We start from the raw sequence: 10719 nt of genomic DNA on the forward strand, positions 1-10719 counted from the left end.
TTACTTACCCGCCTTTCCGACCTTGCGGCGGATGACTTCGCCCTCGTACTTGACGCCCTTGGCCTTGTACGGGTCGGGCTTGCGCAGCTTGCGGATGTTGGCCGCAACCTCGCCGACCTTCTGCTTGTCGATGCCCTCGACCGAGAACCGGGTCGGGTTCTCCACCTTGAAGGTGATGCCTTCGGGAGCCTCGACGGTGATCGAGTGGCTGTAGCCGAGCGCGAACTCGAGGTTCGATCCCTTGGCCGCAACGCGGTAACCGACACCGCTGATCTCGAGCTTCTTCACGTAACCCTGGGTCACGCCGGTGATCATGTTCGCCACCAGCGTGCGGGACAGGCCGTGCAGGGCCTTGTTCTGACGCTCGTCGTTCGGGCGGGTGACGTTCAGAACGCCGTCCTCATCCCTGACGATGTCGATCGGCGCGGCAACGGTGTGGGTCAGTTCGCCCTTGGGGCCCTTGACCGAAACCGTACGGCCGTCGATGGTGACGTCCACGCCGGCGGGAACCGTGATGGGGAGCTTGCCAATACGCGACATAGCTGTTTCCTCCGTTCCCTTCCGCTACCAGACGTAGGCGAGGACTTCCCCACCCACGCCCTTCTTGCCGGCCTGCTTGTCGGTGAGGAGCCCGTGGGACGTGGAGATGATCGCCACGCCCAGGCCGCCGAGCACCTTCGGCAGGTTGGTGGACTTCGCGTACACCCGGAGACCGGGCTTGGAGATCCGCTTGATGCCCGCAATGGAGCGCTCACGGTTCGGGCCGAACTTCAGCTCGAGAACGAGGTTCTTGCCGACCTCGGCGTCCTCGACCTTCCAGCCCGTGATGAAGCCCTCCTGCTGGAGGATCTCCGCGATGTGCGACTTGATCTTCGATGCCGGCATCGTCACGGAGTCGTGGTATGCCGAGTTCGCGTTCCGCAGACGCGTAAGCATGTCTGCGATCGGATCAGTCATGGTCATGAATTGGCCTTCGGCCTCTCTCGCCGGGGTTTCCTGGTGCGCCATCCCTCTCCCCGATCCGAGACGGGACGGGTGCGGCGCGGTGGACCTACGGCGTAGTAAGTCGTACGGGCGACCGTCAGGCGCCCAACCCTCCAAGCCTAAGCCATGGAAGGGAGGGCGCCTGACACGCCCAGTGCTTACCGAGAGCCCTTGGAATCCCTAAATGGGGGATTACCAGGAGCTCTTGGTCACGCCCGGCAGCTCGCCACGGTGAGCCATCTCACGAAGGCACACGCGGCACAGGCCGAACTTGCGGTACACGGAGTGGGGACGGCCACAACGCTGGCAGCGCGTGTAGCCACGCACGCCGAACTTGGGCTTGCGAGCAGCCTTCGCGATCAGAGCCTTCTTCGCCATCTCGCTCACGCCTCCTTGAAGGGGAAGCCGAGGTGACGAAGGAGCGCGCGGCCCTCAGCGTCGTTGGTCGCCGTGGTCACCACGGTGATGTCCATACCCCGGGTGCGGTCGATCTTGTCCTGGTCGATCTCGTGGAACATGACCTGCTCGGTGAGACCGAAGGTGTAGTTGCCACGGCCGTCGAACTGCTTGGGGGACAGACCACGGAAGTCGCGGATGCGCGGCAGCGCGAGCGACAGGGTGCGGTCCAGGAACTCCCACATGCGGTCGCCACGGAGCGTGACGTGGGCACCGATCGGCTGGCCCTCACGCAGCTTGAACTGCGCGATGGACTTGCGGGCCTTGGTAACGGCCGGCTTCTGACCGGTGATCGTGGTGAGGTCGCGGATGGCGCCCTCGATCAGCTTGGAGTCGCGGGCGGCGTCGCCCACACCCATGTTGACCACGATCTTGACGAGGCCGGGGATCTGCATGACGTTCTCGTACTTGAACTCGTCACGCAGCTTGCCCGCGATCTCCTCGCGGTACTTCGTCTTCAGACGCGGAGTGGTGGTGGTAGCCATCAGATGTCCTCACCCGTCCGCTTGGCAACGCGGATCTTGTTGCCTTCGTCGTCGAAGCGGTAACCGACACGCGTGACAACCTTGTTGCCGTCCTTCTCAACGACCAGCTGGACGTTGGAGACGTGGATCGGCGCCTCGGTCGTGACGATGCCGCCGGCCTGCGAACCCTTGGCGGTCGGGCCGGCCTTGGTGTGCTTCTTGACCCGGTTGACACCCTCGACCAGGACACGCTCGTCGCGCGGGTAAGCGGCAATGACCTTGCCCTGCTTGCCCTTGTCCTTACCGGTGATGACCTGGACCAGGTCGCCCTTCTTGATCTTCATGCTTACAGCACCTCCGGCGCGAGCGAGATGATCTTCATGAACTTCTTCTCGCGCAGCTCACGGCCGACGGGGCCGAAGATACGGGTGCCGCGAGGGTCGCCGTCGTTCTTCAGAATGACGGCGGCGTTCTCGTCGAAGCGGATGTACGAGCCGTCCGGACGGCGGCGCTCCTTGACGGTGCGAACGATGACCGCCTTGACGACGTCACCCTTCTTCACGTTGCCACCGGGGATCGCGTCCTTGACGGTGGCGACGATGACGTCACCGATGCCCGCGTAGCGGCGACCGGAGCCACCGAGCACACGGATGCAAAGGATCTCCTTCGCACCAGTGTTGTCGGCGACACGCAGTCGCGACTCCTGCTGGATCACGTCTATCTCCTGTTTGTCTGCCGGTTCCCGGCAGGGGCCGCTTCATAGAAGAGGCGAGCCCCTGCCGAGCCTGGCGGAACTGACCTGCGGGTTTGCCCGCAGGAAATTACTTGGCCTTCTCGAGGATCTCGACGATGCGCCAGCGCTTGGTCGCCGACAGCGGACGCGTCTCCATCAGGAGGACGCGGTCGCCGACGCCGGCAGCGTTCTGCTCGTCGTGCGCCTTGAGCTTGTTCGTACGGCGGATGACCTTGCCGTACAGCGCGTGCTTGACGCGGTCCTCGACGGCGACGACGACGGTCTTGTCCATCTTGTCGCTGACGACGAGACCCTCACGGGTCTTGCGGAAGCCGCGGGCCTCTGCAGTCTGCTCAGTCACGTTGCTCTCACTCATCAGGCGCTCTCCACCGTCTCGATGCCCAGCTCGCGCTCACGCATCAGGGTGTAGATCCGCGCGATGTCCTTACGGACGGCCTTGAGCCGACCGTGGTTCTCGAGCTGACCGGTCGCCGCCTGGAAGCGGAGGTTGAACAGCTCTTCCTTGGCTTCGCGAAGCTTCGCCAGAAGCTCCTCGTCACCCAGCTCGCGCAGCTCGGACGCCTTGGTACCGGCCGACATCACGCTTCACCTGCCTCGCGCTTGACGATCCGGCACTTCATCGGCAGCTTGTGGGCTGCGCGAGTCAGGGCCTCACGGGCGATCTTCTCGTTGGGGTAGGACAGCTCGAACATGACCCGACCCGGGTGCACGTTCGCGATCCACCACTCCGGCGAACCCTTACCGGAACCCATGCGGGTCTCGGCAGGCTTCTTCGTGAGCGGGCGGTCCGGGTAGATGTTGATCCAGACCTTGCCGCCACGCTTGATGTGGCGGGTCATGGCGATACGGGCCGCCTCGATCTGGCGGTTGGTCACGTACGCCGGCGTGAGGGCCTGAATGCCGTACTCGCCGAACGCGACCGTCGTACCGCCCTTGGCCTGACCACGGCGCTTCGGGTGGTGCTGCTTGCGGTGCTTGACCCTACGGGGGATCAGCATGTCGGTCAGGCCTCCGTTCCGGTGCTCTCAGCCGGAGCGGCGGGGGCCTCGGCCTTGGGGGCCTCGGCGCCGGCAGCCTGCTGCGGCTTACGACCGCGCCGCTCGCCACCGCGGCCACCACGGGCCGGGCGGTCGGAGCCGCCACCGCGGGCCGGGCGGTTACCCGCACGGGCGGCAGCGTTCTCGGCGCGGACCTCGGCGATGTTCTTGACGTCGCCCTTGTAGATCCAGACCTTCACACCGATGCGGCCGAAGGTCGTCTTGGCCTCGAAGAAGCCGTAGTCCACGTTCGCGCGGAGCGTGTGCAGGGGCACACGGCCCTCGCGGTAGAACTCCGAGCGGGACATCTCGGCGCCGCCGAGACGGCCACCGCACTGGATCTTGATGCCCTTGGCGCCGGCCTTCATCGTGCCCTGCATGCTCTTACGCATGGCGCGACGGAAGGAGACGCGGGAGGAGAGCTGCTCGGCAACGGCCTGGGCAACCAGCTGAGCGTCGGTCTCGGGGCTCTTGACCTCGAGGATGTTCAGCTGGACCTGCTTGCCCGTGAGCTTCTCGAGGTCACCGCGGATGCGGTCGGCCTCGGCGCCACGGCGGCCGATGACGATGCCCGGACGAGCGGTGTGGATGTCCACACGCACGCGGTCACGGGTGCGCTCGATCTCAACCTTCGAGATACCGGCGCGCTCCATGCCGGACGTCATCATCCGACGGATGGCGACGTCTTCCTTGACGTAGTCCTTGTACAGCTTGTCGGCGTACCACCGGGACTTGAAGTCCGTGGTGACACCGAGCCGGAACCCATGCGGGTTAACCTTCTGGCCCATTACCGGGTTCCTTCCTTGCTGCTGACGACCACGGTGATGTGGCTGGTCCGCTTGCGGATCCGGTAGGCACGGCCCTGGGCGCGCGGCCGGAACCGCTTCAGGGTCGGGCCCTCGTCGACGTACGCCTCGCTGATCACCAGCGAGGAGGCGTCCGGGTGGTCGTAGTTGTGCGCGGCGTTGGCAATGGCGCTGTCGAGCACCTTGCCGACCGGCACGGAGGCTGCCTGCGGAGCGAATCGCAGAACAGCCTGAGCCTCCGTGGCGTCCATGCCACGGATAAGGTCCACCACGCGGCGGGCCTTCATGGGCGTAACGCGGATGTACCGCGCCTGGGCCCTGGCTTCCATGGTTGTCCCTCTCAGTTACTTACGTGTCTGAATGCGATCCGCTACTAGCGGCGCTTCGACTTCCGGTCGTCCTTGACGTGACCCCGGAAGGTGCGCGTCGGCGAGAACTCGCCGAGCTTGTGGCCGACCATCGACTCGGTGACGAACACCGGGATGTGGGTCTTGCCGTTGTGCACCGCGAGCGTGTGGCCGAGCATGGCCGGCACGATCATGGAGCGACGGGACCAGGTCTTGATGACGTTCTTGGTGCCTGCTTCGTTCTGCGTTTCCACCTTCTTGATCAGGTGGTCGTCGACGAAGGGCCCCTTCTTGAGACTGCGCGGCATCTAAACCCGCTCCTAGCGCTTCTTGTTCGTCTTGCGGCGGCGGACGATGTACTTGTTGCTCGCCTTCTTGGGAGCACGAGTACGACCTTCCTTCTGACCCCAGGGGCTGACCGGGTGGCGACCACCGGAGGTCTTGCCCTCACCACCACCGTGGGGGTGGTCAACCGGGTTCATCGCCACACCGCGAACGGTCGGGCGAACGCCCAGCCAGCGCTTACGGCCGGCCTTACCCCAGTTGATGTTGCTCTGCTCGGCGTTGCCGACCTCGCCGACGGTGGCGCGGCAGCGCACGTCGACCAGGCGGATCTCACCGGAAGGCATGCGGAGGTGGGCCATCGAGCCCTCCTTCGCGAGCAGCTGCACGGAGGCACCGGCGGAGCGGGCGAACTTGGCGCCGCCACCGGGACGGAGCTCGATCGCGTGGATCGTGGTACCGACCGGGATGTTGCGGAGCGCCAGGTTGTTGCCCGGCTTGATGTCGGCCCCGGGACCGTTCTCCACGCGGTCACCCTGCTGCAGGTTGCGCGGGGCGAGGATGTAGCGCTTCTCGCCGTCGGCGTAGTGCAGCAGCGCGATGCGCGCGGTGCGGTTGGGGTCGTACTCGATGTGCGCGACCTTCGCCGGCACGCCGTCCTTGTCGTGACGACGGAAGTCGATCACTCGGTAGGCGCGCTTATGGCCACCACCCTGGTGGCGGACGGTCACACGACCGGAGTTGTTACGGCCACCCTTGCTGTGCAGGGGGCGGACCAACGACTTCTCCGGCGTGGACCGCGTGACCTCGACGAAGTCGGCGACGCTGGAGCCACGACGGCCCGGCGTAGTCGGCTTGTACTTGCGGATTCCCATTTCTCAGTCCTCGTCCGATATCGGACGATCCGGACCGCCCTCAGGCGGTCGGACCGCCGAAGATGTCGATACGGTCGCCCTCAGCGAGGGTCACGATCGCGCGCTTGGTGCCGGCACGCTGGCCGAAGCCCGTGCGGGTCCGCTTGCGCTTGCCCTGGCGGTTGATCGTGTTGACCCCGGTGACCTTGACCTCGAAGACCGTCTCGACGGCCTGCTTGATCTGGGTCTTGTTGCTGCCCGGGGCGACGACGAACGTGTACTTGTTCTCGTCGAGGAGCGCGTAGCTCTTCTCGGACACGACCGGCTTGATCAGGATGTCACGGAGGTCCGTGAACGCCTTGCTCACCGGCGTGATGACGGTGTTCTTGCCCTCGGCGGCGTGGCGACGCGCCTTCTTGACGCGCGCCTCCTTGGCCTTCTTCGCGGCCTTCGAGGCAATAGCGGGGTGACGGATGGCCATCAGACCTCGCTCCCTTCGGTGTCATTGGCCTTCGGGCCGGACACGAAGGACTCGAAGGCGGCGTGGGTGAAGACCACGTCGTCCGAGACGAGAACGTCGTACGTGTTCAGCTGGCCCGGCTCCAGGATGTGGACCTGGGGCAGGTTGCGGGCGGACAGCCACGCGGCCTCGTCGGCGCGCTCGACGACCAGGAGCAGGTTCTTGCGCTCCGAGATCTTGCCGAACAGCGACTTGGCGGCCTTCGTGGACGGGTTCTCGCCCTCGATGACGCCGGAGACGACGTGGATGCGGTTGTTGCGGGCCCGGTCGGTGAGGGCGTGGCGCAGGGCCGCGGCCTTCATCTTCTTCGGGGTCCGCTGCGAGTAGTCACGCGGCACGGGACCGTGCACGACGCCACCACCGGCGAACTGCGGCGCGCGGGTCGAACCCTGACGGGCGCGACCGGTGCCCTTCTGGCGGTAAGGCTTCTTGCCACCACCACGGACTTCACCGCGGGTCTTGGTCTTGTGCGTGCCCTGGCGGGCAGCGGCCAGCTGCGCGACGACGACCTGGTGGAGCAGCGGAACGCTGATCTTCTCTACGTCGAAGATCTCCGCAGGGAGCTCGACGGAACCGGCCTTGTCGCCCGCCGGCGAAAGGATGTCAACAGTGCTCATCGGTTACCTCAGGCCCCCTTGGCCGCAGTGCGGACCAGGACGAGGCCGCCGTTCGGACCGGGAACCGCGCCCTTGATGAGCAGCAGACCCTTCTCCGCGTCAACGGCGTGGACGGTCAGGTTCTGGGTGGTGACCCGCTCGTTGCCCATACGACCCGCCATGCGGAGGCCCTTGAACACACGGCCCGGGGTGGCGCAGCCACCGATGGAACCGGGAGAGCGGTGCTTGCGCTGGGTGCCGTGTCCGGCGCCGAGGCCCTTGAAGTTGTGACGCTTCATGACACCGGCGAAGCCCTTGCCCTTGCTCTTGCCGGTCACGTCCACCTTGACGCCGGCCTCGAAGACCTCCGCGGAGATCTCCTGACCCAGCGTGTACTCGGAGGCGTCCGCGGTGCGGATCTCGACGAGGTGGCGGCGGGGAGTGACATCGGCCTTGGCGAAGTGACCCTTGAGGGGCTTGTTCACCTTGCGCGGGTCGATCTCGCCGAAGGCGATCTGGACCGACTCGTAGCCGTCGGCGTCGTTCGTACGGACCTGGGTGACGACGTTGGGGCCGGCCTTGACGACGGTGACCGGAACAACACGGTTGTTCGCGTCCCACACCTGCGTCATGCCGAGCTTCTCGCCCAGGATGCCCTTGATCTGCTTAGCCATTCTCAGATCACCGGCCCTCAGAGCTTGATCTCGATGTCGACACCGGCCGGGAGGTCGAGTCGCATCAGAGAGTCAACGGTCTTGGGAGTCGGGTCGAGGATGTCGATCAGGCGCTTGTGCGTGCGCATCTCGAAGTGCTCGCGCGAGTCCTTGTACTTGTGCGGCGACTTGATGACGCAGTACACGTTCTTCTCAGTGGGCAGCGGCACCGGGCCCGCGACCGACGCACCAGTGCGGGTCACCGTCTCGACGATCTTCTTCGCCGAGGAGTCGATGACCTCGTGGTCGTAGGCCTTGAGCCGGATGCGGATCTTCTGTCCCGCCATGGCTACTCAGTAGTCCTGTCTCTCTTACGCTCTGGAACCCGGTGTTCCCTTGACCTCCTCCGACCCACGCGGTCGGGCGTGTCGCGCTCCCGCTGACACAGATGCCCCTTGATCGAACATCCCTGCGTGGGAACACGGCCCTTCCGGAACCGCAAGCCGGGAGCTAGGAGGCCCACCGGGTGCCTGGTCGGCGTTGCACTGTCACTTCCCGAAAGATTCCCGTACGTCCGCCCCAGCGCTGCCTTACGGCAGTTAGGGCGACGAGTACTGTGGGACTCGCTTCCGGTCCTCCCGGCGGGAGGCGCGCAGCATCAACACTCGACCGAGCAACTCGGACAGTCTGCCATATGGGGCAGGGGGCTGGCCAATCGAGCCGGAGAGAATACCCCGAGGGTGACGTAGGTCAAACCCGGGCCGCCTGCCCCTGGGAAGGGCTCGGTGCACGGCGCCCTGGTTCCTGGGGCGGACAGACGAGCTGACGGGCCCGCAACCTCAGCGGACCCGTCAGTCACACCAGCATCGGACAACCCGCGTCCGCGTCAGCTCTCCGCTCCTCCCGGACGCGGTCCCGCAAGCTGACCCGTGAGCGGCTCGGAAGGCTTCTGCGGGGCGAGAAGGTGGAGCGCGTCCCGGAGCAGCGTGCTCGAGGTGTGCTCGGTGTAGGGGAAGTAGACGACCTCCACCCCCACTCTCGCGAATTGGGTTTCGAGCGTCGTCCAGACGTCCGTGCCGAGCCAGTCGTCGCCCTTGAAGATGACGTCGAAGCCGACTTCCTTCCAGATCTCCATCTTGTCGTCCACGGTCGCGACGAAGGTCTCGTCCACGTAGCGGACACTGCGGACGATCTGCAGCCGCTCGGCGAGCGGCACCACGGGCGGCCTGCCTTTCAGGCGCACCACGAGGTCGTCCGAGCACACGCCGGCGACGAGCCGGTCGCAGTGCCCACGGGCCCGGCGCAGGACATTGAGATGGCCCACGTGGAAGAGGTCGAAGACCCCTGGCGCGTAGCCGAGACGCTCCCTCATCAACGCCTTTCCGTCGAGGCCTTCGAGGCCTTCGCATTCTTCGAAGCCTTGTCGGCGACCGCGGTGACCGTGAGCGCCTGCGACCTGAGCGTGGTGTTCTGCCCGTCGGAGACGGCGATCGTGTAGCGATGGCGCGAGCCGGGGGTGACGGTGTCCGTGTACTTCATCGTGGGGCGGTTCCACTCCTGGGACCGGCCCGTCCGCGTGGTCACGAGCACGCCGTCCCGGTAGACGAGGTACTTCAGCTCCGCGTCGTCCCGGTCCCATGCGGCACGCCAGGTGAGCGTCACCCGACCGGCGCTCTTGACCGAGGCCTTGAGCTTGGGCGGGTTCTCCGGAGTCCCCCGGTCGGGGCCGGCCCCGAAGCGCGTCAGGCTCTGCTGCGGACGGTTGTTGACGGTGGTGAACTCGCCGCCCGCCCACAGGATGCCGCCGGCCATCGCCATGGCCCGGGGGCCGTTCTGCTCGCCGATCCCCTCGTTCGTGTCGGGGAACCAGTGCAGGATGTGGCGGTTGCGGGTCGACTGGGCCAGGAAGTGCTGGCGGTTCTGGTGCTCGGGGAAACCGCCCGGCGTGTCCCTGCAGTTGTGGGCGTGGGATCCGCTGTAGAGAACGCCGTTGTGCAGGGCGAGCGCCTGGGTGGCGCCCAGGCAGGTGTCACGCCACACCAGCTTGCCGGTGCGGAGGCTGGCGGCGATACGGCCGTCGAAGATGCCCGTCCCATTGCCCTCGGCCGCCACATAGAACTTCGTCTTGTCGCGGACCAGCGCCTTCACGACCGACCGGGCCGGCAGCCAGTCCGTGTACTGGGCCACCGTCTTCCCCGTGCGGGGGTGCAGGGCGACCAGCGAGGCCTCCAGGTCTTCGTTGACCAGCTGGAAGTCACCGCCGACGATGATCTTGCCGTACTCGGGCGCGGCGCTGATGGCGCGTACCGGAGCCTCGATCTCCGCCTTGAACGGCAGCAGCGCACCCCGGCGGGTGAACGCCGCGATGCGCTCCCTCTCCCGGCCGTTGACGGCCGTGAAGTCGCCTCCCAGGTAGACCGCGCTCTTCGTGACGTCGATGGCCCGTACGGCCGACGAGATCTTCGGGCGGAAGTCCTTGCGCAGCGAGCAGCCTGCCGTGTTGAGCGCGACCGCATTGGCCGCCCTGGCCTTGCCCGCGTTGGCGAACGAGCCGCCGACGTAGAGCATCTTGCCGTCCGCGGTCGCCTTGAGCGCCCGTACGGTGTTTCCGGCGCCGGTGAAGCGGTGGGCGCACGACAGCAGTTTGCCGGTGACGGCGTCGAAGGCCGCGAAGTTCTTGCGCGCGACCTCCCTCTGGCCGGGCTTGGCACCCGGCGGACGGACCTTGTTGAAGGTCCCGCCGACGTACACGACGCCGCGTGCGTACTCGATCGACCAGACGATGCCGTCGGTCTGCCAGGTCGCCAAGGGGTCGGCGGTCAGGGTCTTTTCGTCGCTGTCGGCCACCGAGGCCGAAGCGGTGATGAGCGAGGCAGCCGCGAGGAGGGCCGCGACCGAAGCCGCGGTGGCCCCCCGCTTGGTGCTTTTTCTCAGGCGCATGGAACATCCCGGGTTGCAGCAAGGAC

19 protein-coding genes are annotated in these 10719 nt (G+C 66.3%); all 19 read right to left on the minus strand.

Features of this window, described 5'->3' with window-relative positions; translation table 11 throughout:
• The 19 genes from rplF to OG331_RS21175 all read right to left on the minus strand — a co-directional run bounded on the left by rplF (nucleotide 1) and on the right by OG331_RS21175 (nucleotide 10693).
• Nucleotides 1-540: a 50S ribosomal protein L6 gene (gene rplF / locus OG331_RS21085; protein WP_328424606.1), complete on the minus strand. Its 540-nt coding sequence runs from the start codon at nucleotides 538-540 to the stop codon at nucleotides 1-3.
• 24 nt (nucleotides 541-564) lie between these two features.
• Complete coding sequence (gene rpsH, locus OG331_RS21090; protein WP_007384075.1) at nucleotides 565-963, minus strand: 30S ribosomal protein S8; 399 nt, start codon at nucleotides 961-963, stop codon at nucleotides 565-567.
• Between the two features lie 213 nt (nucleotides 964-1176).
• Complete coding sequence (locus OG331_RS21095; protein WP_003948630.1) at nucleotides 1177-1362, minus strand: type Z 30S ribosomal protein S14; 186 nt, start codon at nucleotides 1360-1362, stop codon at nucleotides 1177-1179.
• A gap of 5 nt (nucleotides 1363-1367) precedes the next feature.
• Nucleotides 1368-1925 (minus strand): 50S ribosomal protein L5, encoded by a 558-nt coding sequence (gene rplE, locus OG331_RS21100; RefSeq protein ID WP_020135807.1) that lies wholly within the window; start codon nucleotides 1923-1925, stop codon nucleotides 1368-1370.
• A complete protein-coding gene (gene rplX, locus OG331_RS21105) occupies nucleotides 1925-2248 on the minus strand; it encodes a 50S ribosomal protein L24 (protein ID WP_030046380.1) in 324 nt (107 codons plus the stop codon). Before rplX ends, rplE begins: the two co-directional genes overlap by 1 nt.
• 2 nt (nucleotides 2249-2250) lie before the next feature.
• Entirely contained in the window at nucleotides 2251-2619 is a 369-nt protein-coding gene (gene rplN / locus OG331_RS21110; RefSeq protein ID WP_003998823.1) for a 50S ribosomal protein L14, read from the minus strand.
• Nucleotides 2620-2725: 106 nt separating this feature from the next.
• On the minus strand, nucleotides 2726-3013 hold the full coding sequence (rpsQ, locus tag OG331_RS21115) for a 30S ribosomal protein S17 (RefSeq protein WP_053753927.1): 288 nt from the start codon (nucleotides 3011-3013) through the stop codon (nucleotides 2726-2728).
• Complete coding sequence (rpmC, locus tag OG331_RS21120; RefSeq protein ID WP_003998824.1) at nucleotides 3013-3237, minus strand: 50S ribosomal protein L29; 225 nt, start codon at nucleotides 3235-3237, stop codon at nucleotides 3013-3015. The genes rpsQ and rpmC overlap by 1 nt, the downstream gene beginning before the upstream one ends.
• Nucleotides 3237-3656, minus strand: coding sequence for a 50S ribosomal protein L16 (gene rplP / locus OG331_RS21125; protein WP_004927269.1), 420 nt, complete (start codon nucleotides 3654-3656; stop codon nucleotides 3237-3239). The genes rpmC and rplP overlap by 1 nt, the downstream gene beginning before the upstream one ends.
• A 5-nt stretch (nucleotides 3657-3661) precedes the next feature.
• On the minus strand, nucleotides 3662-4483 hold the full coding sequence (gene rpsC / locus OG331_RS21130) for a 30S ribosomal protein S3 (protein ID WP_037680401.1): 822 nt from the start codon (nucleotides 4481-4483) through the stop codon (nucleotides 3662-3664).
• On the minus strand, nucleotides 4483-4830 hold the full coding sequence (gene rplV, locus OG331_RS21135; protein ID WP_026290933.1) for a 50S ribosomal protein L22: 348 nt from the start codon (nucleotides 4828-4830) through the stop codon (nucleotides 4483-4485). Before rplV ends, rpsC begins: the two co-directional genes overlap by 1 nt.
• A 44-nt stretch (nucleotides 4831-4874) precedes the next feature.
• Complete coding sequence (gene rpsS, locus OG331_RS21140; protein WP_147995160.1) at nucleotides 4875-5156, minus strand: 30S ribosomal protein S19; 282 nt, start codon at nucleotides 5154-5156, stop codon at nucleotides 4875-4877.
• A gap of 12 nt (nucleotides 5157-5168) precedes the next feature.
• Nucleotides 5169-6005, minus strand: a complete 837-nt coding sequence (gene rplB, locus OG331_RS21145; protein ID WP_062706768.1) for a 50S ribosomal protein L2 — start codon at nucleotides 6003-6005, stop codon at nucleotides 5169-5171.
• 40 nt (nucleotides 6006-6045) lie between these two features.
• Nucleotides 6046-6465, minus strand: a complete 420-nt coding sequence (gene rplW / locus OG331_RS21150) for a 50S ribosomal protein L23 (protein WP_406198495.1) — start codon at nucleotides 6463-6465, stop codon at nucleotides 6046-6048.
• Nucleotides 6465-7121, minus strand: a complete 657-nt coding sequence (gene rplD, locus OG331_RS21155; RefSeq protein WP_406198498.1) for a 50S ribosomal protein L4 — start codon at nucleotides 7119-7121, stop codon at nucleotides 6465-6467. The genes rplW and rplD overlap by 1 nt, the downstream gene beginning before the upstream one ends.
• A gap of 8 nt (nucleotides 7122-7129) precedes the next feature.
• Nucleotides 7130-7774: a 50S ribosomal protein L3 gene (rplC, locus tag OG331_RS21160; RefSeq protein ID WP_328424620.1), complete on the minus strand. Its 645-nt coding sequence runs from the start codon at nucleotides 7772-7774 to the stop codon at nucleotides 7130-7132.
• 17 nt (nucleotides 7775-7791) lie between these two features.
• Entirely contained in the window at nucleotides 7792-8100 is a 309-nt protein-coding gene (rpsJ, locus tag OG331_RS21165) for a 30S ribosomal protein S10 (protein WP_003948644.1), read from the minus strand.
• Nucleotides 8101-8639: 539 nt separating this feature from the next.
• Complete coding sequence (locus OG331_RS21170; protein ID WP_406198500.1) at nucleotides 8640-9125, minus strand: adenylyltransferase/cytidyltransferase family protein; 486 nt, start codon at nucleotides 9123-9125, stop codon at nucleotides 8640-8642.
• Nucleotides 9125-10693, minus strand: a complete 1569-nt coding sequence (locus OG331_RS21175; protein WP_406198503.1) for a fibronectin type III domain-containing protein — start codon at nucleotides 10691-10693, stop codon at nucleotides 9125-9127. The genes OG331_RS21170 and OG331_RS21175 overlap by 1 nt, the downstream gene beginning before the upstream one ends.
• Nucleotides 10694-10719: the final 26 nt, after the last annotated feature.

This window comes from Streptomyces sp. NBC_01017, assembly GCF_045162795.1.
GTDB lineage: Bacteria > Actinomycetota > Actinomycetes > Streptomycetales > Streptomycetaceae > Streptomyces > Streptomyces machairae.

What these genes read in the sequence shown, in the direction of transcription:
- rplX (WP_030046380.1), bottom strand. Translation starts at nt 2,248, where the DNA reads ATGAAGATCAAGAAGGGCGACCTGGTCCAGGTCATCACCGGTAAGGAC.
- OG331_RS21095 (WP_003948630.1), bottom strand. Translation starts at nt 1,362, where the DNA reads ATGGCGAAGAAGGCTCTGATCGCGAAGGCTGCTCGCAAGCCCAAGTTC.
- rpsS (WP_147995160.1), bottom strand. Translation starts at nt 5,156, where the DNA reads ATGCCGCGCAGTCTCAAGAAGGGGCCCTTCGTCGACGACCACCTGATC.
- rplV (WP_026290933.1), bottom strand. Translation starts at nt 4,830, where the DNA reads ATGGAAGCCAGGGCCCAGGCGCGGTACATCCGCGTTACGCCCATGAAG.
- rplF (WP_328424606.1), bottom strand. Translation starts at nt 540, where the DNA reads ATGTCGCGTATTGGCAAGCTCCCCATCACGGTTCCCGCCGGCGTGGAC.
- rpsQ (WP_053753927.1), bottom strand. Translation starts at nt 3,013, where the DNA reads ATGAGTGAGAGCAACGTGACTGAGCAGACTGCAGAGGCCCGCGGCTTC.
- rpsJ (WP_003948644.1), bottom strand. Translation starts at nt 8,100, where the DNA reads ATGGCGGGACAGAAGATCCGCATCCGGCTCAAGGCCTACGACCACGAG.
- rplP (WP_004927269.1), bottom strand. Translation starts at nt 3,656, where the DNA reads ATGCTGATCCCCCGTAGGGTCAAGCACCGCAAGCAGCACCACCCGAAG.
- rplE (WP_020135807.1), bottom strand. Translation starts at nt 1,925, where the DNA reads ATGGCTACCACCACCACTCCGCGTCTGAAGACGAAGTACCGCGAGGAG.
- rplW (WP_406198495.1), bottom strand. Translation starts at nt 6,465, where the DNA reads ATGGCCATCCGTCACCCCGCTATTGCCTCGAAGGCCGCGAAGAAGGCC.
- rpsH (WP_007384075.1), bottom strand. Translation starts at nt 963, where the DNA reads ATGACCATGACTGATCCGATCGCAGACATGCTTACGCGTCTGCGGAAC.
- OG331_RS21170 (WP_406198500.1), bottom strand. Translation starts at nt 9,125, where the DNA reads ATGAGGGAGCGTCTCGGCTACGCGCCAGGGGTCTTCGACCTCTTCCAC.
- rplB (WP_062706768.1), bottom strand. Translation starts at nt 6,005, where the DNA reads ATGGGAATCCGCAAGTACAAGCCGACTACGCCGGGCCGTCGTGGCTCC.
- OG331_RS21175 (WP_406198503.1), bottom strand. Translation starts at nt 10,693, where the DNA reads ATGCGCCTGAGAAAAAGCACCAAGCGGGGGGCCACCGCGGCTTCGGTC.
- rpsC (WP_037680401.1), bottom strand. Translation starts at nt 4,483, where the DNA reads ATGGGCCAGAAGGTTAACCCGCATGGGTTCCGGCTCGGTGTCACCACG.
- rplC (WP_328424620.1), bottom strand. Translation starts at nt 7,774, where the DNA reads ATGGCTAAGCAGATCAAGGGCATCCTGGGCGAGAAGCTCGGCATGACG.
- rplD (WP_406198498.1), bottom strand. Translation starts at nt 7,121, where the DNA reads ATGAGCACTGTTGACATCCTTTCGCCGGCGGGCGACAAGGCCGGTTCC.
- rpmC (WP_003998824.1), bottom strand. Translation starts at nt 3,237, where the DNA reads ATGTCGGCCGGTACCAAGGCGTCCGAGCTGCGCGAGCTGGGTGACGAG.